The organism is Lysobacter sp. GQ73 (genome assembly GCF_059758755.1).
The window spans coordinates 815,188-835,241 of record NZ_JCAXEE010000001.1 but is presented as its reverse complement, the minus strand read 5'-3'; the positions used below and the strand labels follow the sequence as shown (position 1 = coordinate 835,241).

19 protein-coding genes and 1 pseudogene are annotated in these 20,054 nt (G+C 68.5%); 9 read left to right on the top strand and 11 right to left on the bottom strand.

The features are described 5' to 3' along the window. Positions 1 to 53: 53 nt before the first annotated feature. From AC6CH2_RS03260 to purB, 5 genes are all read right to left on the bottom strand, one after another. Complete coding sequence (locus AC6CH2_RS03260; RefSeq protein ID WP_498267915.1) at positions 54 to 881, bottom strand: ankyrin repeat domain-containing protein; 828 nt, start codon at positions 879 to 881, stop codon at positions 54 to 56. Between the two features lie 226 nt (positions 882 to 1,107). Further along, positions 1,108 to 2,553, bottom strand: a complete 1,446-nt coding sequence (locus AC6CH2_RS03255; protein WP_498267914.1) for a Tle-like phospholipase domain-containing protein — start codon at positions 2,551 to 2,553, stop codon at positions 1,108 to 1,110. 133 nt (positions 2,554 to 2,686) lie between these two features. Next, a complete protein-coding gene (locus AC6CH2_RS03250; RefSeq protein WP_498267913.1) occupies positions 2,687 to 3,091 on the bottom strand; it encodes a VOC family protein in 405 nt (134 codons plus the stop codon). A gap of 158 nt (positions 3,092 to 3,249) precedes the next feature. Continuing rightward, entirely contained in the window at positions 3,250 to 4,224 is a 975-nt protein-coding gene (gene bla / locus AC6CH2_RS03245; protein ID WP_498267912.1) for a subclass B3 metallo-beta-lactamase, read from the bottom strand. A gap of 363 nt (positions 4,225 to 4,587) precedes the next feature. Continuing rightward, on the bottom strand, positions 4,588 to 5,964 hold the full coding sequence (purB, locus tag AC6CH2_RS03240) for an adenylosuccinate lyase (protein WP_498267911.1): 1,377 nt from the start codon (positions 5,962 to 5,964) through the stop codon (positions 4,588 to 4,590). 301 nt (positions 5,965 to 6,265) lie between these two features. On the opposite strand from purB, the gene AC6CH2_RS03235 reads away from it, so the two are divergent. Further along, positions 6,266 to 7,765: a class II fumarate hydratase gene (locus tag AC6CH2_RS03235; protein WP_498267910.1), complete on the top strand. Its 1,500-nt coding sequence runs from the start codon at positions 6,266 to 6,268 to the stop codon at positions 7,763 to 7,765. Between the two features lie 557 nt (positions 7,766 to 8,322). After that, positions 8,323 to 8,505, top strand: a complete 183-nt coding sequence (locus tag AC6CH2_RS03230) for a hypothetical protein (RefSeq protein ID WP_498267909.1) — start codon at positions 8,323 to 8,325, stop codon at positions 8,503 to 8,505. Between the two features lie 453 nt (positions 8,506 to 8,958). On the opposite strand, the gene AC6CH2_RS03225 is transcribed toward AC6CH2_RS03230, so the two are convergent. From AC6CH2_RS03225 to AC6CH2_RS03200, 6 genes are all read right to left on the bottom strand, one after another. Then, entirely contained in the window at positions 8,959 to 9,498 is a 540-nt protein-coding gene (locus tag AC6CH2_RS03225; protein WP_498267908.1) for a YggN family protein, read from the bottom strand. A 55-nt stretch (positions 9,499 to 9,553) separates the two neighbouring features. After that, a complete protein-coding gene (locus tag AC6CH2_RS03220; protein WP_498267907.1) occupies positions 9,554 to 10,321 on the bottom strand; it encodes a DUF4097 family beta strand repeat-containing protein in 768 nt (255 codons plus the stop codon). 153 nt (positions 10,322 to 10,474) lie between these two features. Then, positions 10,475 to 11,506, bottom strand: a complete 1,032-nt coding sequence (locus AC6CH2_RS03215) for an ABC transporter permease (protein ID WP_498267906.1) — start codon at positions 11,504 to 11,506, stop codon at positions 10,475 to 10,477. After that, a complete protein-coding gene (locus AC6CH2_RS03210) occupies positions 11,503 to 12,387 on the bottom strand; it encodes an ABC transporter ATP-binding protein (protein WP_435395631.1) in 885 nt (294 codons plus the stop codon). Before AC6CH2_RS03210 ends, AC6CH2_RS03215 begins: the two co-directional genes overlap by 4 nt. Beyond that, positions 12,384 to 12,764: a GntR family transcriptional regulator gene (locus AC6CH2_RS03205; RefSeq protein ID WP_435395630.1), complete on the bottom strand. Its 381-nt coding sequence runs from the start codon at positions 12,762 to 12,764 to the stop codon at positions 12,384 to 12,386. Before AC6CH2_RS03205 ends, AC6CH2_RS03210 begins: the two co-directional genes overlap by 4 nt. A gap of 3 nt (positions 12,765 to 12,767) precedes the next feature. Next, entirely contained in the window at positions 12,768 to 13,262 is a 495-nt protein-coding gene (locus tag AC6CH2_RS03200; protein ID WP_498267905.1) for a hypothetical protein, read from the bottom strand. Between the two features lie 151 nt (positions 13,263 to 13,413). Here AC6CH2_RS03200 and AC6CH2_RS03195 point away from each other — a divergent pair. The 7 genes and pseudogenes from AC6CH2_RS03195 to AC6CH2_RS03165 form a co-directional block, all read left to right on the top strand. After that, positions 13,414 to 14,001 (top strand): annotated as a pseudogene (locus AC6CH2_RS03195) (glutathione peroxidase); the annotation flags it as partial. 375 nt (positions 14,002 to 14,376) lie between these two features. Further along, complete coding sequence (locus AC6CH2_RS03190) at positions 14,377 to 15,321, top strand: FKBP-type peptidyl-prolyl cis-trans isomerase (protein ID WP_498267904.1); 945 nt, start codon at positions 14,377 to 14,379, stop codon at positions 15,319 to 15,321. A 120-nt stretch (positions 15,322 to 15,441) separates the two neighbouring features. Continuing rightward, positions 15,442 to 16,281 (top strand): FKBP-type peptidyl-prolyl cis-trans isomerase, encoded by an 840-nt coding sequence (locus AC6CH2_RS03185; RefSeq protein ID WP_498267903.1) that lies wholly within the window; start codon positions 15,442 to 15,444, stop codon positions 16,279 to 16,281. Positions 16,282 to 16,363: 82 nt separating this feature from the next. Next, a complete protein-coding gene (locus tag AC6CH2_RS03180; protein ID WP_498267902.1) occupies positions 16,364 to 17,710 on the top strand; it encodes a UDP-glucose dehydrogenase family protein in 1,347 nt (448 codons plus the stop codon). A 27-nt stretch (positions 17,711 to 17,737) separates the two neighbouring features. After that, positions 17,738 to 17,971: a SlyX family protein gene (locus AC6CH2_RS03175; protein WP_031372970.1), complete on the top strand. Its 234-nt coding sequence runs from the start codon at positions 17,738 to 17,740 to the stop codon at positions 17,969 to 17,971. Positions 17,972 to 17,980: 9 nt separating this feature from the next. After that, positions 17,981 to 18,715, top strand: a complete 735-nt coding sequence (locus AC6CH2_RS03170; RefSeq protein ID WP_498267901.1) for a DUF2058 domain-containing protein — start codon at positions 17,981 to 17,983, stop codon at positions 18,713 to 18,715. Between the two features lie 1,001 nt (positions 18,716 to 19,716). Further along, the gene (locus AC6CH2_RS03165) at positions 19,717 to 19,848 is read left to right on the top strand and encodes a hypothetical protein (protein ID WP_498267900.1); all 132 of its coding nucleotides are present in this window, start codon (positions 19,717 to 19,719) and stop codon (positions 19,846 to 19,848) included. The last annotated feature ends 206 nt before the right edge of the window (positions 19,849 to 20,054 follow it).

The window sequence follows — 20,054 nt, the reverse complement described above, 5'->3', positions numbered from 1 at the left end:
GCGCGAAGTCTACGCCAGGGGCGTCGCGCCCGGCGTCGTCGCGGCTGGCGGAATCAGCGCGGCGTCAACGCGTCCTTGACTCCGCGTTCGCGGCGCTCGATGTCGCGGTCGAGCTCGCCGCCGCGTTCGTGCGAGGTATCGGGCGCGGCGCCGCCGCCCTGGGCCAGGCGCAAGCGCTGCAAATGCGCCGGTTCGCGAGGCAGGGTCAGGCCGCGCGCGGCCAGCAGTTGCTGGCAGCGCTGCTGCCATTGCGCGAGCTGCGGGAATTTGCCCCCGTCGACCGGCCACCAGTAGACGTTCTCGACCACGGTCTGGGCGCCGATGCGCTCGGGCTTGGCCGCGCTTTCGAGGCGATGGGTCGGGTCGGCGCCGCGTTCGAGCAGCCAATGGGCTTTGTCGAACTGGCCGCGCGAGTAGTAGCTCAGCAAGGTGTCGCCACCGTCGCCGTGGGCCGGCGCATCGATGTCGGCGCCATGTTCGATCAACAGTTGGACGTTGTCCCATTGCCCGGCGAGGGCGGCGATCCGGGTCAAGGGTTGCTGATCCTGATCGCTGGCGTCGGCGCGGCCGCCGCGCTCGAGAAAGGCACGCAGGATCTCCGGCGATTCGGCTTTGGCCGCCCACACCATGACCGTGCCGACCGCGGGTACCGCACGGTTCGGGTCGGCGCCGGCGTCGAGCAGGGCGGCGACGCCGGCGGCGTTGCCGCGCAGCACCGGCCAAGCCAGCAGCGGCAGGCCGCCGGGAGACACCGCATTGGCGTCGGCATGGGCTTCGGCGACCAGCCGGCGCACTTCGTCGCTGCGGCCGGCCGCGGCCGCCTGGGCGAGTTCGAGTTCCGGACCGCTGAAATGTTGCTCGATTCGCAAATTAGGGGCCATGGCGACGACGGGCTCGGCAGGAGAGGGGGAGGCGACCGCGGGCATCGGTGCCGAGTCGCTGCAGGCGCCCAGCGCCAGCAGGAGCGAAGGCGCCCAGACCCATTTAAAGCCGGCCCGGTGCGAGCAGGCCGGACCGGAGCCGCTGGGACGGAAGGACACGCGGGTCATGCCGGCAGTATGCCGCCGCGGCGATCATCCGGCGTGAGCCCGGCGCGTCGGCGCGGACTCAACCGAGCTGTTCGCGCAGGGCCGCCTCCTCGCTGTCGATGTGGTTGGCCATGGAGTCGTCGAACACGCCGAAGCTATGCCGGTCGACCATCTCCAGCACGCTCGGGATGGTGTCGGGTTCCAGTCCGGCCTCGATCGCGGTGGCCACGCCGGTCTCGATCGCGTCGGTCGCATCGGCGGCCAGGTCGCCGCCTTGCTCGACCAGATCGCCCAGCGATTCGATGCCGTCGCCGAGGGTCTCCACGCCGTCGCCGAACGCACCCAGGATCGCACCCGCCGGGCCGGGCAGGTGCTCGTCGATGAATTCGGTGCCGCTGTCGACCAGGTCGGTGAAGCCGCCGACGATGTCGCCGAACAGGCCGCCGCCGTCGCCGACGGTCTCGGCGACATCGCCGAGTTCGCCGATCGGCAACTGGTCGGAGGCATCGTTGATGCCGTCGATGGTGTCGTCGAGCGAGACGATGTCGGGACGCGCCTCGCCGTTCTCGTCGGTGGCGTCGAGGGTGACCCGGCGGCCGACCGCGTCGGGCAGATTGAGCACGCTTTCGGCGGTGGCGTTGGTCGGCAGCACCACGTCGTCCTGCAGTCGGTTCGCGGCCAGGCCGACCCCGTTGAGGATGGCGGCGAAGCCGGCGGCGTTGTCCTCGGACAGGCCCGAGGTCGCGGCCTGCAGTTCGGTCAGCAGATCGCCGTCGACCGCATAAGTGGTGATGTTGCCGTCGGCCTGCTCGAAGCTGAGGCCGCGCTCGGCCAGCGCCGCCTCGACCGTGGCCGGGTTCACCCCGGCCGGGTTGGAGACGATGCCGGGGTTGCCGGTGACCAGCGCCGCGGCGGTGGCGAGGCCGCCGCCGAGCGAATGGCCGCTGAAGATCACGTTGTCGCCGCCGTGCTCGGCGACCGAACTGGCGATGTCGATGGCCTGGTTGTAATAGGCCTCGTCGTTGCCGAGCGCCTGGGCGACGTCGGCGTTGACGTCCTCCAGGTCGGCGAAGTCGGTGCCCTCGAACTGCAGCACCGGCGCGGCATCGGGGCCGAACACCGCGGGGTCGGGGATGAACAACTCGGCGTTGAAGCCGGAGCCTTCCGGATGCAATTGGTCCGAGGTCAGACCGTACTGCTGCAACTCGGCGTCGCTGGCGCGATGCCAGCCTTCCGGCACTTCGTCGTCGGCGCCGAGCGAGCGGCTCAGGGCCAGCACTTCACGGTCGTGGTAGAGGGTTTCGAGCGCTTCGGTCTGCTGCCACAGAGCGCCATCCTGGTTCTGCTGCGCCTGGGTATAGCCCTGAGTCAGCAGTTCGCGCTGCTCCGGGTTCGAAGTCGCGGCGTTGACCCGGGCCTCGATCTGTTCGGGAGTCTGCGCCGGCGGCGGGGGCGGCGGCTCCTGCTGCAGCACCTGTTCGACGACACGGGATACGCTTTGCACGAAATCGGTGACGAAGGACATGACCGCGATCCGGGTTGTGACGGCTAAGGCGAATCTCGCCACAGGCTGCGCCGCCGCGCCATCCGGGCCGACCCTAGGCTAGGGGCGCCCCGGGGCGAATGGATCGGACCGGACCGTCCCCAGGCGATCGGATTCAGGGCGCGGTCGCGATTTCGTCGTAACCGCGGCCGACGAATTGCAGCAGGCACCAACCGTGCCCGAACGGGTCGGCGATCTGCACGATCCGGCCCCAACGGGTGCTGCGGATGCGGTCTTCCTGCACCGCGCCGGCCGCGACCGCGCTGGCGAGCGCGGCCTCGACATCCTCGACGACCACGTCGCAGTGCAGCGGCGTCCAGTGGCGCGAATAAACCCGCACGTCGTGGCCCGCGGCCGGGCTGCCTTCGCCCTTGAGCAACAGGTAGATCGGCGCTTCGCCGCCGATCAGCTCGACCACCTCGTCGCCGAAACGGCGGCCGACGTGCAGGCCGAACGCGCGGGTGTAGAACGCGGTGGCCTCGTCGAGGTGCGGGACGTCGATATTGATCAGTTGTTTCATCCGGCAGGCTCCACGGGCGACGAGGTCGTCGAGTGTGCGCGGGCGGACGCTAACGTTGCGTGGCGACGCCGCGAGGCTGCAGCAGAAGGCTGCGCCATGCCGCCGCGAAGGCGGCAGGCGAGAGGGCCGCGCCGGTGCCGGCGCGGCCGGGCGCGGGCTCACGGCGCCGAGGCGCGCTCCTTGGCCAGACGCGCTTCGAGCTTGCCGGCGCCGGTGGCGGCATAGGCGCGGCAGTCGTTGGAGCCGCTCTTGCCCTGCGGCGAGGGGGCGTCCAGACGCGCGAGCAGATCGCTGGCGTTGGGGTGCGGGGTCACCAGGATGTCGCAGGGCAGCGCGGCCACGGTCTCGATGCTGCGGCGGAACGCGGCGACCACGCCCGGATGCGCGGTCTCGTCGCTGTAGCGGTACACCTCGTCGCTGATCGGGGTCAGGCTGTCGGCGTAGGCGATCGCACGGCAGACGCCGGCCTCGTCGCAGGCGCGCCAGCTCCAACTGGTGCCGCCGGGAGTATGGCCCGGCGTGGCGTGCGCCGTCAGCGCGATCGGGCCCAGGCGCAGGGTGTCGCCGTCGCCGATGATCTGCACCTCGGTCACCGGCGGAAATGGCGAAACGCTGAGGAACTGCGGGTCGCCGCGGTCGGTCTTGCCGGTTTTCAGCGCTTCTACGGCCGGCGCGCGCGCGACCACGGTCGCGCCGCTGACGCGCTGCAGATGGGCGAGGCCGCCGGCGTGGTCGTTGTGTTCGTGCGAATTGAGCAGATAGCGGATCCGCCGCGGATCCACGCCGAGTTTGCGGATATTGGCTTCGATCAGCGGCGCGGCCTTTTCGGTGGCGCCGTCGATCAGCACATGGCCCTCGTCGGAGGTGATCAGCACCGCGCTGAGCCCGCAGGTGCCGACGTACCAACTGTTGCCGTGAATGCGACGCGGCTGGGTGGGCTGGTGCCAGTCCGGATCGGCCGCGCACGGCGCGAGGGCGGCGGTCGTCGCGACGACGGCGGCGGCTGCAGCGGGATTCGAACCGGCGCCGGCGACGGAATCGGTGTTGCCGCTTGAGACCGGCGGAGGCGCGCTCGCGCAAGCGCCGAGCAAGGGCAGGAGAGAGGCGGCAAGCAGACCGGCGCGCAAAGTCATCGGCGAATCTCGAACGAAGCGGAAGACCGCACACTATGTTCGATCGTGTCGCGCAGTGGAACCGCTGCGCGACGCGTCTTGGCCCACGGCGATCCGCGTCGACCAATCCACGGCAGGATCGACGCGAGTCGCGACCGCAGCCCGTGATCGCCGCGCCGCCGTCTGAAACCCCGCGGTCGCGGCTTACGCCGCTCCTGCAGGGAAACGGCGAATCGCTCAGTTTGGATCAGGCCTGGGCCTTGGGGTAGGAGCGACGCAAGTCGCGACCGCGCAGCTCCATGGCCGCCGCGCCGCCGGCGGTAAGCCCGCAGTCGCGGCTCGCGCCGCTCCTGCCCTGGAGCGGATCGCAGCGTCGCCGGCGAATCAGATCTCGCGCGCCAGCTTTTCGGCCAGGCCGGTGTAGCTGCCCGGGGTCATCGCCAGCAGGCGTTGTTTGTCCTCGGCCGGCAGTTCCAGCGAGGCGATGAACTCTCGCATCGAGGCCTCGTCGATGCCGTGGCCGCGGGTCAGCGCCTTGAGCTGCTCGTAGGGGTTCGGCAGGCCGTGGCGGCGCATCACCGTCTGCACGGCCTCGGCCAGCACTTCCCAGGACGCGTCGAGTTCGGCGGCGAGGCGCTCGGGATTGGCACTGAGCTTGCCGAGGCCGCGCAGCAGCGCGTCCAGGCCGATCAGGGCGTGGCCGAAGGCGGTGCCGAGCGCGCGCAGCACGGTCGAGTCGGTCAGGTCGCGCTGCCAGCGGCTGATCGGCAGCTTGGCGGCGAAATGCTCGAACAGGGCGTTGGCGATGCCGAAGTTGCCTTCGGCGTTCTCGAAGTCGATCGGGTTGACCTTGTGCGGCATGGTCGAGCTGCCGACTTCGCCGGCCTTGACCGACTGCTTGAAGTAACCCAGCGAGATATAGCCCCAGACGTCGCGGCACAGATCGATGCAGACCGTGTCGATGCGGCGCTGCGCGTCGCAGACTTCGGCGATGCCGTCGTGCGGTTCGATCTGGGTGGTGTAGGGCTGCCAGTCCAGGCCCAGCGAAGCGACGAAGCGCTGGGCGAAGGCCGGCCAGTCGATGTCCGGGTAGGCCGAGACGTGGGCGTTGTAGTTGCCGACCGCGCCGTTGATCTTGCCCGGCATCTGCGCGCCGGCGAGGGTCTCGCCCTGGCGCTGGAGGCGCGCGACCACGTTGGCGATTTCCTTGCCGACCGTGGTCGGCGAAGCGGTCTGGCCGTGAGTGCGCGACAGCATCGGCAGCGCGGCGTAATCGTGGGCCATCGCGCGCAGCTTCTGGATCAGCTCGTCCAGGCGCGGCAGCAGCACGTGCTGGCGGGCCTCGTTGAGCATCAGCGCGTAGCTGAGGTTGTTGATGTCCTCGCTGGTGCAGGCGAAGTGCACGAACTCCAGGGCCGGGCCGAGTTCGGCATCGTCCTTGAGGCGTTCCTTGATCAGGTACTCGACCGCCTTGACGTCGTGGTTGGTGGTGCGCTCGATCTCCTTGACCCGCGCGGCGTCCTCGATCGACAGCTCGTCGGCGAGTTTGCGCAGGCGGGCCGCGGCGGCCTCCGAGAAGGGCTCGAGTTCGACGATGCCGGGCTCGTTCGCCAAGGCCAGCAGCCATTCCACCTCGACCTTGACGCGGGCCTTGATCAGGCCGAATTCGGAGAAGATCGGCCGCAACGCGTCGACCTTGCCGGCATAGCGGCCATCGAGCGGGGACAGGGCGAGCAGGGTGGTCTTGGGATCGGCGGACATGGCATGCGCAGGGCAGGAAACAGTCGGCCATTCTACAGCCACGCCGCCGTGGGCCGCTCCGGCGCCCAGGCCGGGCTTCGAGATCGACCCGGATGCCGCCCGCGCCGAATCCGTGCCGGGCTCGGACTCGACAGGGTTTGGCGGTTCGCGCCCGCGCTCTCGACGCCCGGCTGCGCCCTCGCCATCATGGCGCCCGCCAGCCGCTGCACGCGCCAGCTCGTCCGTTCCGCCGGGCGTATCCTCGCAGCATCCGCGATACCCAGCGGCGCCTCGCATCCCCCTTGAATCGATGGAGCTGGCCATGGCGACTTCCGCCAAGAATCAAAGCAGGACCGCAAGCAAGACCGCGCCCAAGCGCGTCGCCAAACACTCGACGAACACGCCCGCAGCAGGCCGGGTCGCGGCCGGCTTCCGCCTGGAACACGACAGCATGGGCGAGCTCAGCGTGCCCGCCGAGGCCCTGTGGGGCGCGCAGACCCAGCGCGCGGTGCAGAACTTCCCGATCTCCGGCGTGCCGATGCCGCGCGAGTTCATCCGCGCACTGGCCCTGGTCAAAGGCGCCGCAGCCGAGGTCAACGCCGGTTTCGGCCTGCTCGCCAAGGGCCCGGCCGCGGCGATCCGCGCCGCCGCGGCCGAAGTCGCCGCAGGCCGCCACGACGCGCACTTCCCGATCGACGTCTACCAGACCGGCTCGGGCACCTCGAGCAACATGAACGCCAACGAGGTCATCGCGACCCTGGCCAGCCGCGCCGGCAAACACGCGATCCACCCGAACGACCACGTCAATCTCGGCCAGAGCTCCAACGACGTCATCCCGACCACGATCCGGGTCTCGGCGCAGCTGGCGGTGAACGAATCGCTGCTGCCGGCGCTCAAGCACCTGCGCAAGACCATCGAGACGCGCGCCACGGAGCTGGCCAGGCTGACCAAGACCGGCCGCACCCATCTGATGGATGCGATGCCGCTGACCTTCGGCCAGGAGTTCGGCGCCTGGGCCGCGCAGTTGAGCTCGGCGCAGGCGCGCATCGAGGACAGCCTGAAACGGCTGCGCCGCCTGCCGATCGGCGGCACCGCGATCGGCACCGGGATCAATGCCGATCCGCGCTTCGGCAAGGCCATGGCCAAGGCCTTGTCGGCCGCGACCGGGAGCAAGTTCGAGTCGGCCGCGGACAAGTTCGAGGGGCTGGCGGCGCAGGACGACGCGGTCGAGCTGTCTGGCCAGCTCAACGCGCTGGCGGTGGCGCTGATGAAGATCGCCAACGACCTGCGCTGGATGAACTCCGGGCCGCTCGCCGGCCTGGGCGAGATCGAACTGCCGGCCCTGCAGCCGGGCAGCTCGATCATGCCGGGCAAGGTCAACCCGGTGATCCCCGAAGCCCTGGCGATGGTCTGCGCGCAGGTGATCGGCCACCATGCGGCGATCACCGTGGCCGGGCAGAGCGGCAACTTCCAGCTCAACGTGATGCTGCCGCTGATCGCCCACGACCTGCTCGATTCGATCCGACTGCTCGGCAACGCCATGCGCCTGCTCGCCGACAGCAGCATCGCCGGCCTGAAGGTGCGCGAGGCGCATGTGCGCGAGGCGCTCGGCCGCAACCCGATCCTGGTCACCGCGCTCAACCCGATCATCGGCTACGAGAAAGCCGCGGCGATCGCCAAGCAGGCCTACAAGGAAGGCCGGCCGGTGCTGGAGGTGGCGATGGAGGCGACCGGCCTGCCGGAAAAACGATTGCGGCGCCTGCTCGATCCGAGCGCGCTGACCCGCGGCGGCATTCACGGCGGAGGCGGCGGAGGCGGCTGAGCCGCCCGGGCAGGCCTGCGACTGTGCCGGGCTGCCACGATACTCGCGATGCGCCGATTTCACCGCAAATTCAAGGACGTACCCGGGACATCGCGCCCGGTCGTGAATTGTTCGAGGATATTATTTCGCGACCGGCGTGGAGTTTCGCGGTGAGGCCGGTTCGTTATCCTCGGTGCGCATACAGGCAGCAATCCAGTCGCCGGGACATACTCGGCGGCAGTCGGACAGACCGGCAGGGGCGGTCGAGCGACAACCGGCATCCGGGCCATCGGCTCCGGCCGGTTCGCGTCGAACCCAAGCCCTCCCGGACCCGTTCGCCGGACGTCGTCTCGCCCGCGCTGCGGGACGGTGCCTTCGCGTTTTCGGTTTTCACGCTTGCGCACGACCCGTCGCGCAGCCGGTTATTGAGCGGTAACCGGTCTGCAACGCCGGGCGTATATCGAGCGGTTGATGTCCCAACGTCCGGCCGGCCGTCGCCAAGCGGTGGCCGGGCGAGCTGTTTCCCCCGACCCCCGGATTCGTTCCGGTCAGCCATAACCAGAAGTGGAGCTACGCTCATGAACTCGATTCGATTCTTTCGGTACGCCGCCGTCCTGTCCCTGTTCGCCTGCGCCGGCTGCAACCCGCAGAGCCTGCCCATCGGCGACGATGTGAAGCCCGAACTGCTGGCCAGCCACGCCGCCCCGGTGGCCGCGGCCGCTGCCCAGGCCACGGTCGCCCAGGTCAGCAAGGCACACTAACCGGCGCGTTCGTACCGGCCTCCGGCCCTGCCTCGGCACGGCCGGAGCGCCGTCGTCGTGCCTGCGCGCCGCGCGTGCGGGCACGGTATGGGTTTACCGCGGCGCCGAAGTGCGGCTCGAACCTGCCCGCGCCCAGGCGCGGCGTCAACCACACGCCTGAGCCGGGCTGGCTTGATCCGGGCTTGATCGGCGCTTGTTGGGCGGCTTGTTGGGGCGGGGCCGCGGCGCAAGCGTCTTCGACCGACCCGGTGCGATGGCCGCCTCGCTTCAACCCGGCAAATCCAACCGCGCGCGTGCGTGCCGGTGCCGTGCGGTCGTTCGGTCGATGAACCCATCGAGACCGGGCGACCTCGCCGCGGACCGCATCGCAAGGATGCGGATGATGTTTCCAAAGAGCGCCACGGCGTGCGATCGCGACGGTTATCGCGACCGCGGCCGGCTCCGCGTCGACGCTCAGCTGCGGCAGTTGCCGACCGACGTGGCCTTGATCGCGGCGAAGGGCCTGAACGCGGGCAGGCTCGCGCTGAGTTCCTGCTGCGCGGCATGCAGGTCGGCGAAGCGCGCGCACATTTCCTGCGCACGTTTTTCGAACACCGCCGCATCGGCTTCGACCTTCGCGCCGATCGCATCCGGATTGCCGCTGGCCAGGCCGTCCAGGACCGTGCCCACCGCCTTGCCGGCGAAGGCGGCGCCGTCCTTGCCCATGGCGACGCCTTCCTGGCTGATGCTCATGGCGTGGCGGTAATAGCGCCGGGCGACGGCCTGCTGGTCCGGACTCAAGGCGACCAGCCTGCCGTCGAGGTTGAGCGTGCCGTCGTTGCCGATTTCCGCCTGGGCGCCGTCCTGGCCGCGCAGGATCAGGCGATCCTTGGCCCAGCTCATCGGTTCGACCACCGAGACGTGCAGGCTGGCCTCGGGCGCCTGAGAGCAGGCGCCCGCCGATACGGCGATCAGTGCGGCGAGGGAAAGCGAGAGCGGACGTACGGCTTTCATAACGTAGCTTCCTGAGCGGTAAGCCGGCTGGACGAAGGCCGGATCGAACGTCCGGTCAATCGTCTTGCGGCAGGTGGACGCGGCCGGCGACCCCGTTGTGGACCACCGAGCCGCTGCCGATCGAATGCACGCGCAAGTCGCCGCGCACGCCGTCGACTTCCAGGTCGCCCGAGCCGATCCGGCTCAGTTCGACCGAGCCGCCGACGTCGCTGAGTTCGACGTCGCCCGAACCGACCGAGCCGAGCTTGGCGTCGCGGGCGATGCGCTTGGCGGTGAGGTCGCCGGAACCCAGCGAGATCACCTGCAGCGAGCCGATGTCCTGGAAATCGACGTCGCCCGAACCGATGTCGGCGGCGGCCAGGCCGCGCACATGGCTGGCCTTGACGTCGCCCGAACCGACGTCGGCGCTCAGCGAGGCGACGTGGTCGACGTCGACGTCGCCGGAGCCCACCTTGAGCTGGACCATCATCGTGTCCGGCACGGTCGCGCGCAGTTTCATGTAGCTGTAGCGGTTGAGGCCGAAGTTGATGTCGGTGCGGCGCTCGGCGACCACCACCAGCTTGTCGCCGACCCGCTTCTGGGTGACGGTCATGCCGGGCAGGTCGGCCGCATTGGAGGCGCAGGCGCGGCCGCTGAGCGCGGCCTTGGCGCCGGGCGCGCCGGAGACGCTGAGTTCGTCCGGGCCGATCTCGAAGACCACCGCCTTCACCCCGGACAGGTCGAGTTGCAGATTGCGCGGCGCGGAGAATTCGCAGTGTTCGGCGGCCTGGGCGGACAGCGACAGCGACAGGGCGAGGGCGAGCAGGGGAATCGTGTGGCGCATCGGGCGCTCCAGGAGTTGAGGGACGGTTCGATGGATGCGGCGCGGGCAGGCGGGGTTGCAATTATTTTCTTGCTTGCAAGACGCGGTCTCGCCGAGCCGTCATTACGGCCGAACTCCGGCCCCGCCCGCGGTCGCGGACGGGGCCGGACGGGGTCAGCCCTCGTCGCGCCAGCGGCGCAGGCGGATCGCGGCGTAGATCATCAGTGCGCCGAGCAGTGCGCCGATCCACAGGTCGACCGTGGCGAACGCCTGCAGGCTGCTGGTGAAATCGATCGAACGGGCGATGTCCTCGGGGCCGTTGATGACCGTGTTCGAGTCGACCCCGTTGATTTGCGGATTCAGGTACCAACTGCCCGGGACGATGCTGAGCAGGCCGCGGAACGCCACCGTGTACCAGATCGCGTCGTGCGGGATCTCGATGCCGGGCAGGATGTCGAGCCAGCTGATGAACATGCAGGCCAGCAGGGGGATCACCACCGCCCAGACGAAGGGCACGCTGCGCGCCCAGGCCGAGCACAGCATCAGCCAGCCGACCGTCGGCAGCGCCCACAGCGCGTACACCGGGATCGAACTGACGATCTGCAGGACCAGGCGCAGCGGATGCGCTTCGGTGAAGACCGCGCTCGCGCCGGGCACGCCGTTGAGCAGCACCGCCACCCACGACAACAGCCACATCACCACGCCGATCGCCAGGCCGATGCCGATCGCCAGCACCGGAGCCAGCACCAGCGCCCATAACAGCTTGGACAGCACCGCCTGGGTGTCGGAGATCGGCAGCGACTTCCAGAACAGGATGCTGCGGTCCTTGCGTTCGTCGTAGATCGAGCCCAGGGCGTAGAAGAACACCACGAACACGAACACCACGCAGGCCAGGCCCATGCCGCTGAGCAGGGCGACGTCGCCGGCGAGGCCGAACGCCGATTCGTGGCCGGAGACCTTGAGGCTGACCCCGTCCATGTGCACGTCGCCGCGGCGGATCGCGCTTTGCAGCATGACCGAACTGGCGACCACGCCGAGCAGCGAGAACACGATCGCGACCAGGCCGGTGATCACCGGGGCCCAGAAGAAGCCGCCGCGGTGTTCCCAGAACTCGCGCCGCAGCAGCATCTTGAAGGTCTGCAGCGGCGGGATCGCGGCGACCGCGCGCGGAGCGGCGGGGGCGAGGATATCGTCGGCGGCGTTCATGCGTAGGTCCCCTTCATGGTGGCGACGAACAGATCGGCCAGGCCGGGCGTGCGGACTTCGCCGAAGCCGGCCAGTTGCCCGGCCGGCACGCCGTCGAACAGCATCACGGTCTTGCCGAACGGCAGCGCGCGTTCGTCCAGCGGTTTGAGCGCGCGCGCCTGGGCGGCCGAGTCGGTGTTGACCAGCACTTCGACGAAGCGCTCGCCGAGCACTTCCATCGGGCTGTCGAGCACGACCTTGCCGTCGCGGATGAACATCACGTCGGTGAGGATGTGTTCGATTTCCTCGACTTGGTGGGTGGTCACCAGGATGGTCTTGTTCTCGTCGAAGTAGTCCTCGAGCAGGCGCTGGTAGAACTGCTTGCGGTAGAGGATGTCCAGGCCGAGGGTCGGTTCGTCGAGCACCAGCAGGCGCGCGTCGATCGCCATCACCAGCGCCAGGTGCAGTTGCACGATCATGCCCTTGGACATTTCGCGCACGCGCAGGTTTGGCTTGAGCTGGGTGCCGTGCAGGAACCGTTCGCACTTGGCCCGGTCGAAGCGCGGATGCACGCCGGCGACGAAATCGATCGCCTCGCGCACCCGCAGCCAGCGCGGCAGCACCGCGACGTCGGCGATGAAGCACACGTCGCGCATCAGCGCGTCGCGTTCGTGGCGCGGATCGCGGCCGAGCACCGACAGCTCGCCGTCGAACGCGATCAGGCCCAGGATGGCCTTGAGCGCGGTGGTCTTGCCGGCGCCGTTGGGGCCGATCAGTCCGACGATGCGCCCGGACGGGATGTCGAAGGCGGTGTCGTCGAGCGCGAGTTTGTTCTTGTAGACCTTGCGCAGGCCGCGCGCGGTGACGATATGACCCGGATCGATGTGGATGGCATTGGTCATGGGGCGTCTGCCTTGTCGTTGCCGGTGCGCGCACCGAGCAGTTCTTCGCTGCTGAGGCCCAGGCGCTGGATGCGCTCCAGGACCAGCGGCCATTCTTCGCGCAGGAAGCGTTCGCGCTCGTTGACGAGCAGTTTCCTTGCGGCTTCTTCGGTCACGTACATGCCCAGGCCTCGGCGTTTTTCGACCAGCGCCTCGTCCGCCAACTCCTGATAGGCGCGCGAGACGGTGATGGGGTTGAGTTGGTATTCGGCGGCGACCTGCCGCACGGACGGCAGGGCATCGCCTGGCTTGAGGACGCCGTCGAGCATCATCGCGACGACGCGCTCCTTGAGCTGGCGATAGATTGGAGCGCCGTCGCTCCATTGGATTGCGGTCATGGTTCAGCCCCGCGGCAGGAAAGAGAAATAAGGCATGACGAGGTTCCGTCGGTTACGGCGCGCGGCGGTCCCGGCCTTGCGTTTGGTTTCGGTGCTTGCCGGCTCCGCGGCAACGAGGGGGTCGACCGCATTGGCGATCGCGGTGAGGTCGGCGACTTCGCCGGCGACGCCGGCGACGAACAGGCTGACTTCGGCGGCGCTGGCGTCCCGGCCGAGCCGGTCGGCGCTGGCTTCGATGCGGCGCGCGACGGTGGCGACGTCGGTATGGCGGCTGCGGGCGCGCGCCACGAAGTCTCGGTCGAAGCTGATCCGGGCCTTGATCCCGCCGAGCTCGAGCTGGACCGGGCGGGTCGCCGGGGCGTCGCCGGCCAGCAGGGCCAGTTCGGGGGCGGCCGAGGCGGCCGGCGCGGGGGAGGGAAGAGCGACCACCAGGCCCAGAACCAGGGCGCCGCCGGCGGCCATCAAGGCTGAAATGGAGTTGTGGAGCTTGCGGTTCATATCGAACGTCCTGCTCGTTAGTGGGCCGGTGTTGTATGCAACTATAACACCTAAACACATTGAGTCAATCGATCCCGACCCAACTAAAGTCATACTTGGCCCCGCCAGACCGGCCCCGCCGGCTTTCCCTCTCGATCCACGAGGCTGCCCGATGACTCGTTCGCCGTTCTCCCGTTCAGGCCTGGCGCGTCGCGCCGGCCCGGTTGCCTTGTTGTCGCTGGCGCTGGCCGCCGGCGCGGCCGTTGCGGCCGCCGCCGCCGGCGGCATGCTCGACCGCAGTTTCCGCCCCTTGGCCGGCAAGACCCCGGTCAACCTCGGCGCCCGCTACGGCGGCGACGTGGTGCTGGTGGTCAATACCGCCAGCAAGTGCGGCTACACCCCGCAATTCGAGGCGCTGGAAGGCCTGCAGGCCAAGTACAAAGGCCGGGGCTTCGCCGTGCTCGGTTTCCCCTCGGGCGACTTCAAGGCGCAGGAGTTCGAGGACGAGAAGCAGATCCAGGAGTTCTGCACCCTGACTTACGGCGTCAAGTTCCCGATGTTCGAGAAGGTGCACGTGATCGGCGAGCAGGCTACGCCGCTCTATAAGGACCTGGCCAAGGCCGCCGGCGAAGCGCCGAAGTGGAACTTCCACAAGTACCTGCTCGGCCGCGACGGCCGCCTGATCGCCAGCTACGGCAGCAAGATCACGCCGGACGACCCGGCGGTGGTCGCGGCGATCGAGCGTGCGCTCACGGCGCCGCGGCCGAAGGCCGCTAAGGCGCCGGCAACCGACACTACGCCGCGGCCGAAGGCCGCTAAGGCGCCGGCCAGCGCTGCCGCGCCGCGACCGGCGGCGGCCCACTGATCCTCCGGGCCGCGCATCGGCCGCTCCCGGGCGTCGCCGCGCGATGCGCCGATCGAGCCGGACCGCGCCGGATCGCGCCGGAGCAGGGCGCCGCGCGCACGGATCTGCGCGGGCGATCCGGTTTCCGGCGCTCGCGGGCCGCGGCCGAATGGAACTTACCGGCTTGTCCGCCGTCACACTGGAACATTGCCGCCTTAGCGCCGGCCCGCGACAATGACGGGCTTGCGCCGGACTGCGGCGTATCGATTAGGTAAAAAGGAGCGGGACCCGATGAAGGCTTTCGTGCGCGGCGCGGCCGTGTTGATCACCACTGCGGCGCTGTTCGGCGGCGTCGCTTCTGCCCAGGAAAAAACCGTGCTCGCCAACGACCGTGAAAAGATCAGCTACGCCATCGGCCTGGACGTGGCCAGCTCGCTCAAGCCGGTCGGGCCCGACCTCGACACCGCCGCCTTCGAGCGCGCGGTCAAGAACGTGTTCGACGGCGGCAAGCCGCTGATCACCCAGGAAGAAGCCCGCACCGTCGACCAGGCCCTGCGCGCGCGCATCGCCTCGCGCGACGGCAAGCCGGTTCCGGGCGCCGCCCCGGGCGCGCCCCCGCCGCCGGTGGCCAAGGACAAGGTCGGCCTGCTGATCGGCACCTTCATGGTCGGCCCGTCGCTGCAGCAGATCAAAGGCGAGATCGAACTGCCGCTGCTGGTGCAGGCCCTGCGCACCTCGCTGGGCGGCGGCAAGCCGCTGCTCGCCGAAGCCGAGGCCCGCACCGTGCTGACCGGTTTCAGCGAGCGCCTGCAGACCAAGATGAAGGCCGAGGCGGCCGCGGCCGGCGAAGCCAACCTGAAGAAGGGCAAGGACTTCCTCGAAGCCAACAAGAAGGTCAAAGGCGTGTTCGTGACCGGCTCGGGCCTGCAGTACATGGTGCTGCGCCAGGGCTCGGGCGAACGTCCCAAGCCGACCGACAAGGTCAGCGTGAACTACAAGGGTACCTTGCTCGACGGCAGCACCTTCGACAGCTCCTACGAGCGCGGCCAGCCGGCCGAATTCCCGGTCAACGGCGTGATCCAGGGCTGGCAGGAAGGCCTGGCGATGATGCCGGTCGGCAGCAAGTTCAAGTTCTGGATCCCGGCCGAACTCGCCTACGGCCCGTCGGGCGCGCCGCCGAAGATCGGCCCGAATGCGACCCTCGAGTTCGAAGTCGAGCTGCTCGATATCCTCTGATCGTCCGATCAGACTCGTTGCGTTCAGCCGCCGGCTGGCAGTTTGTCCAGCCGCCGGCCCGGTTCCCACCCTCGTTTTCGGTTATTTCCTCCTCAGGAGTGCAGTTTGATGAAGCCTTTCATGCGTAACACCGCCCTCGCGTTCGCCGTGGCCTCGATGGCGCTGTTCGCCTCGGGCTGCAACCAGGCCGGCAAGCCGGCCGACGGCAAGGCCGCCGACGCCAAGCCCGGCGACAAGGCCGATGCCAAGAGCGAGGTCAAGGCGCTCGGCGGCATGAAGACCGAGAAGGAACAGGAAAGCTATCTGATCGGCATGGACATGGGCCGCTCGCTCGAGCTGCTAAAGGACGATCTCGACCTGGCCGTGCTGCAAAAGGCCATGCAGGCCAACATCAAGGGCGACAAGCCGCTGCTGAGCGACGACGAAGCGCGCCAGATCCGCGAACGCCTGCAGGAAAAGGTCCGCACCAAGCAGATCGAGAAGATGGTCGCGATGGCCAAGAAGAACCAGGAAGAGGGCGACAAGTTCCTCGCCGCCAACGGCAAGAAGCCGGGCGTGGTGACCACCGCGTCGGGCCTGCAGTACCAGATCCTCACCGAAGGCAAGGGCGCCAAACCCAAGAGCAGCGACACCGTGCGCGTGCACTACAAGGGCACCATGCTCGACGGCAAGACCTTCGACAGCTCCTACGACCGCAAGGAACCGGCGGTGTTCCCGCTCGGCGCGGTGGTCCCGGGCTGGCAGGAAGGCATTGCGCTGATGCCGGTCGGCAGCAAGTTCAAGCTGTGGATCCCGAGCAAGCTCGGCTACGGCGAGCAGGGCACCCCGGGCGGCCCGATCGGCCCGAACGCGACCCTGGTGTTCGACGTCGAGCTGCTCGACATCGTCAAGCCGGGCGCGGGCGCTCCCGCCGGCGGCCCCGAGTCGGCCGCGATGGGCGGCACGCACCCGCAGCACTGAGTCTTGCGCCGCTCCGTGCCCGCGCTTGCGGGCACGGAGTCCGGCCGCGGGGCCGGGCAATACCTCCGATAGAGAACTACCCATGCGCGTCACCATCTTCGGCACCGGCTACGTCGGCCTGGTCACCGGAACCTGCCTGGCCGACGTCGGCCACGACGTGGTTTGCGTCGACATCGACCAGGCCAAGATCGAGGGCCTCGAACGCGGGGTGATCCCGATCTACGAGCCCGGCCTGGAGCCGATGGTCAAGGCCAATCACGCCGCCGGCCGTCTCCACTTCACCACCGACGCCGCCGGCGCGATCGCCCATGGCGACCTGATCTTCATCGCGGTCGGCACGCCGCCCGACGAGGACGGCAGCGCCGACCTCAAGTACGTGCTCGCGGTGGCGTCGACCATCGGCCGCCATATCGAGCGCCAGGTGGTCGTGGTCAACAAGTCGACCGTGCCGGTCGGCACCGCCGACAAGGTCCAGGCGACGATCGCCCGCGAACTGCAGGCGCGCGGCATCGAGGTCGCCTTCGACGTGGCCTCCAACCCGGAATTCCTCAAGGAAGGCGATGCGGTCAACGACTGCATGCGCCCCGACCGCATCGTGATCGGCGCCTCCAGCCCGGTCGCGCTGGAAAAACTCAAGCGCCTGTACGCGCCGTTCAACCGCAATCACGAACGCATCGTCTACATGGACCTGCGCTCGGCCGAACTGACCAAGTACGCCGCCAACGCGATGCTGGCGACCAAGATCAGTTTCATGAACGAAATCGCCAACATCGCCGAGAAAGTCGGCGCCGACATCGAGATGGTCCGCCAGGGCATCGGTTCGGACCCGCGCATCGGCTGGCACTTCATCTACCCGGGCGCCGGCTACGGCGGCTCGTGCTTTCCGAAGGACGTGCAGGCACTGGCCCGCACCGCCCAGCAGCACGGCTACCAGGCGCGTCTGCTCGACGCGGTGGAAGCGGTCAACGATAGCCAGAAAGGCCATCTGTTCGAGCTGATCCAACGCCATTACGGCGGCGAGATCGCCGGCAAGACCTTCGCGGTCTGGGGCCTGGCGTTCAAGCCGAACACCGACGACATGCGCGAGGCCTCCAGCCGCACCCTGTTGACCCAGCTGTGGCAGGCCGGCGCGCGCGTGCGCGCCTACGACCCGGAAGCCAACGAGGAAGCCGAGCGCATCTTCGGCGAGCGCGAGGATCTGGTGCTGTGCGACTCGGCGCGCGCCGCGCTGGCCGACGCCGACGCCCTGGTCGTGGTGACCGAGTGGAAGCAGTTCCGCAGCCCGGATTTCGTGCGCGTGCGCCAAGCCTTGGCCGACGGCGTGATCTTCGACGGGCGCAACCTGTACCATCCCGACGAGGTCGAGTCGGCCGACCTGGCCTATTACGGCATCGGGCGCGGACGCTCGATCCTCATCGACGGCGATTGAGCCGCCGACCCGCCTGGATTACCGCCTGTGACTTCCGAACTCGAGCAACGCCTGATCGACCTGGAAACGCGCGTCGCGTTCCAGGAGCATGCGCTCAATGAACTCAGCGACGCACTCGCCGCGGCACGCAGCGAGGAAGCGCGCAATTCGCTGCTCATGTACCGCGCGCTCGACGAGATCAAGCAATTGCGCAGCGCCATGGCGGCTACGCCGCTCACCGGCGGCGACGCCGCCGGCGAACCACCCCCGCCGCATTACTGATACCGGATCATGAGCGACACTCTTCGCGACCAACTGTTGGGCCTGGGTTTCAAGCCGGCTCCGAAACCCGAACGTCCGGAACGCTCCGAGCGCGGCGGCGACGCCAAGCGCGGCGGCAAGCCCGGCGCCCGGCCGCACGGCGAACGCCCCGGCGCCGGCAGACGCGTTTCGGACAAGCCAGGTCCCGACCGGCCCGGCTCCTCCGACCGCCCCAACGCCAATCGGCCGCAGGGCCCGCGTCCGGGCGCCAACAAGTCCGGCCAGGGCCGTCCTGGCCAGCAGCCGGGCCGGCCGGGGCAGGGCAAGCCGCGCACGCGCGAGGACATCGACCTGGCCAAGGCCTATGCGATCCGTGCCCAGCGCGAGAAAGACGAACGCATCGCCGCCGAGCAGGCCAGGCAGGAAGAGGCGCGTCTGCGTCGCGAAGCCCGCGCCAAGTTGGCCGAAGCGCTCAAGGATCAGGCGCTCAACGCGCCCGATGCCGAGATCGCCCGTCACTTCCCGTACGGCGGCAAGATCAAGCGCGTCTACGTCACCGAGGTCCAGCTCAAGCAGCTCAACGCCGGCGAACTCGGCGTGGTCCAGCTCGAAGGCCGTTACGTCCTGGTGACCGCGGCGATGCTGGAGCAGGCCGAGGCGATCTTCGCCCCGGCGGTCGCGCTGAAGGTCGATCCGAATGCCCCGACCGAGGACGATCCTTATGCCGATCCGCTGTACCAGGTGCCGGACGACCTGGTCTGGTGATCGTGGGCGGCGCCGTGCGCCGCCCGTGTTTTCTCGATCCGGTTTAGTCGCTTTCCTCAGGTTTGCCGCTCCGTAGATTCCCGTAGCAGCGACGTGAGTCGCGACCGCGGAACGCGCAAAATTAGCGAGGCCGTCGTCATTCGTCGAAGCGAAGTGCTTTCGCGGGGTAGGAGCGGCGCAAGCCGCGACCGCCATGCCCCGATCTTTGCGTCATCTTCGGATGTGCCCCTGTAGGAGCGACGTGAGTCGCGACCACGGGACGCGCAGAGTTAGCGAGGCCGCCGTCATTCATCGAAGCGGCATGCTTTCGCCAGGGTAGGAGCGGCGCGAGCCGCGACATCGCTGTGACGGTCTCCCTGCGCCTCTTTCAAGCAAGATCAGAATCAAGATCAAACCCAAAGCTTCCGCCGCTAAAGCGGCGGGTTACTTTCTTTTGTCTAAAGCAACAAAAGAAAGGTAACCAAAGAAAAGTGCTTTGTTTTGATCACCAGCCCGCACGATCGGTGCCGGCGCGGTGATTTTTCATACGGGACGTCCCTGTCCCGATGAAAAACGGCGCGCATCCCTGCGCGCCGCCCTCCGGGTCTTCTTCAGCCTTCGCCAGGGCGAAGCGACGCACAGCAAAGGCACCGCCACCGCCGTGCATGCGGGCGCCCCTCTGTAGGAGCGACGTGAGTCGCGACCACGGGACGCGCAGAGTTAGCGAGGCCGCCGTCATTCATCGAAGCGGCATGCTTTCGCAGGGTAGGAGCGGCGCAAGCCGCGACCGCCATGTCCCAATCTTGCGTCGTCTTTAAGGGATTCCTGTAACCGCGGTCTCCGGCCCGCGGCGCGGGTAATCGCAGTTGCGTGGTCGCGGCTTGCGCCGTTCCTGCCCAACAGCAGCCGCGGCGCTGCACCGTCGCCGTCGCCGTCGCCGCCGTTGTTGTCGTGTTTTTGATCTGCTTTCCGCTTTGCCGGCCAAAAGCAGACCCGTAGGGCGGCCCGCAGGGATGCGGGCCGTGCGCAAGCAGGCCATGGATGGCCTGTCTGGAGCATCCCTGCGTCGGTACCGTTCTTGCGGGCTGCTGATTCAAAACAAAGCACTTTTCTTTGGTTACCTTTCTTTTGTTGCTTTAGACAAAATAAAGTAACCCGCCGCTTTAGCGGCGGAAGCTTTGGGTTTGATCTTGATCTTAATCTCCCACGAGAAATGCACCGCAAAACCGTCGCAGCGATGTCGCGGCTTGCGCCGCTCCTACCCTGCGAGAGCACGCCGCTTCGACGAATGACGGCGGCCTCGCCATCCCTGCGCGTCCCGCGGTCGCGACTTACGTCGCTCCTACAGGAAGCCTCAAGT

Bases quoted from the DNA above. Each gene is read 5' to 3' on its own strand.
- AC6CH2_RS03205 (WP_435395630.1), bottom strand. From the start codon at position 12,764: ATGACCGCAATCCAATGGAGCGACGGCGCTCCAATCTATCGCCAGCTC.
- bla (WP_498267912.1), bottom strand. From the start codon at position 4,224: ATGACTTTGCGCGCCGGTCTGCTTGCCGCCTCTCTCCTGCCCTTGCTC.
- AC6CH2_RS03235 (WP_498267910.1), top strand. From the start codon at position 6,266: ATGGCGACTTCCGCCAAGAATCAAAGCAGGACCGCAAGCAAGACCGCG.
- AC6CH2_RS03185 (WP_498267903.1), top strand. From the start codon at position 15,442: ATGCGTAACACCGCCCTCGCGTTCGCCGTGGCCTCGATGGCGCTGTTC.
- purB (WP_498267911.1), bottom strand. From the start codon at position 5,964: ATGTCCGCCGATCCCAAGACCACCCTGCTCGCCCTGTCCCCGCTCGAT.
- AC6CH2_RS03180 (WP_498267902.1), top strand. From the start codon at position 16,364: ATGCGCGTCACCATCTTCGGCACCGGCTACGTCGGCCTGGTCACCGGA.
- AC6CH2_RS03250 (WP_498267913.1), bottom strand. From the start codon at position 3,091: ATGAAACAACTGATCAATATCGACGTCCCGCACCTCGACGAGGCCACC.
- AC6CH2_RS03260 (WP_498267915.1), bottom strand. From the start codon at position 881: ATGGCCCCTAATTTGCGAATCGAGCAACATTTCAGCGGTCCGGAACTC.
- AC6CH2_RS03215 (WP_498267906.1), bottom strand. From the start codon at position 11,506: ATGAACGCCGCCGACGATATCCTCGCCCCCGCCGCTCCGCGCGCGGTC.
- AC6CH2_RS03220 (WP_498267907.1), bottom strand. From the start codon at position 10,321: ATGCGCCACACGATTCCCCTGCTCGCCCTCGCCCTGTCGCTGTCGCTG.
- AC6CH2_RS03225 (WP_498267908.1), bottom strand. From the start codon at position 9,498: ATGAAAGCCGTACGTCCGCTCTCGCTTTCCCTCGCCGCACTGATCGCC.
- AC6CH2_RS03255 (WP_498267914.1), bottom strand. From the start codon at position 2,553: ATGTCCTTCGTCACCGATTTCGTGCAAAGCGTATCCCGTGTCGTCGAA.
- AC6CH2_RS03170 (WP_498267901.1), top strand. From the start codon at position 17,981: ATGAGCGACACTCTTCGCGACCAACTGTTGGGCCTGGGTTTCAAGCCG.
- AC6CH2_RS03230 (WP_498267909.1), top strand. From the start codon at position 8,323: ATGAACTCGATTCGATTCTTTCGGTACGCCGCCGTCCTGTCCCTGTTC.
- AC6CH2_RS03190 (WP_498267904.1), top strand. From the start codon at position 14,377: ATGAAGGCTTTCGTGCGCGGCGCGGCCGTGTTGATCACCACTGCGGCG.
- AC6CH2_RS03210 (WP_435395631.1), bottom strand. From the start codon at position 12,387: ATGACCAATGCCATCCACATCGATCCGGGTCATATCGTCACCGCGCGC.
- AC6CH2_RS03200 (WP_498267905.1), bottom strand. From the start codon at position 13,262: ATGAACCGCAAGCTCCACAACTCCATTTCAGCCTTGATGGCCGCCGGC.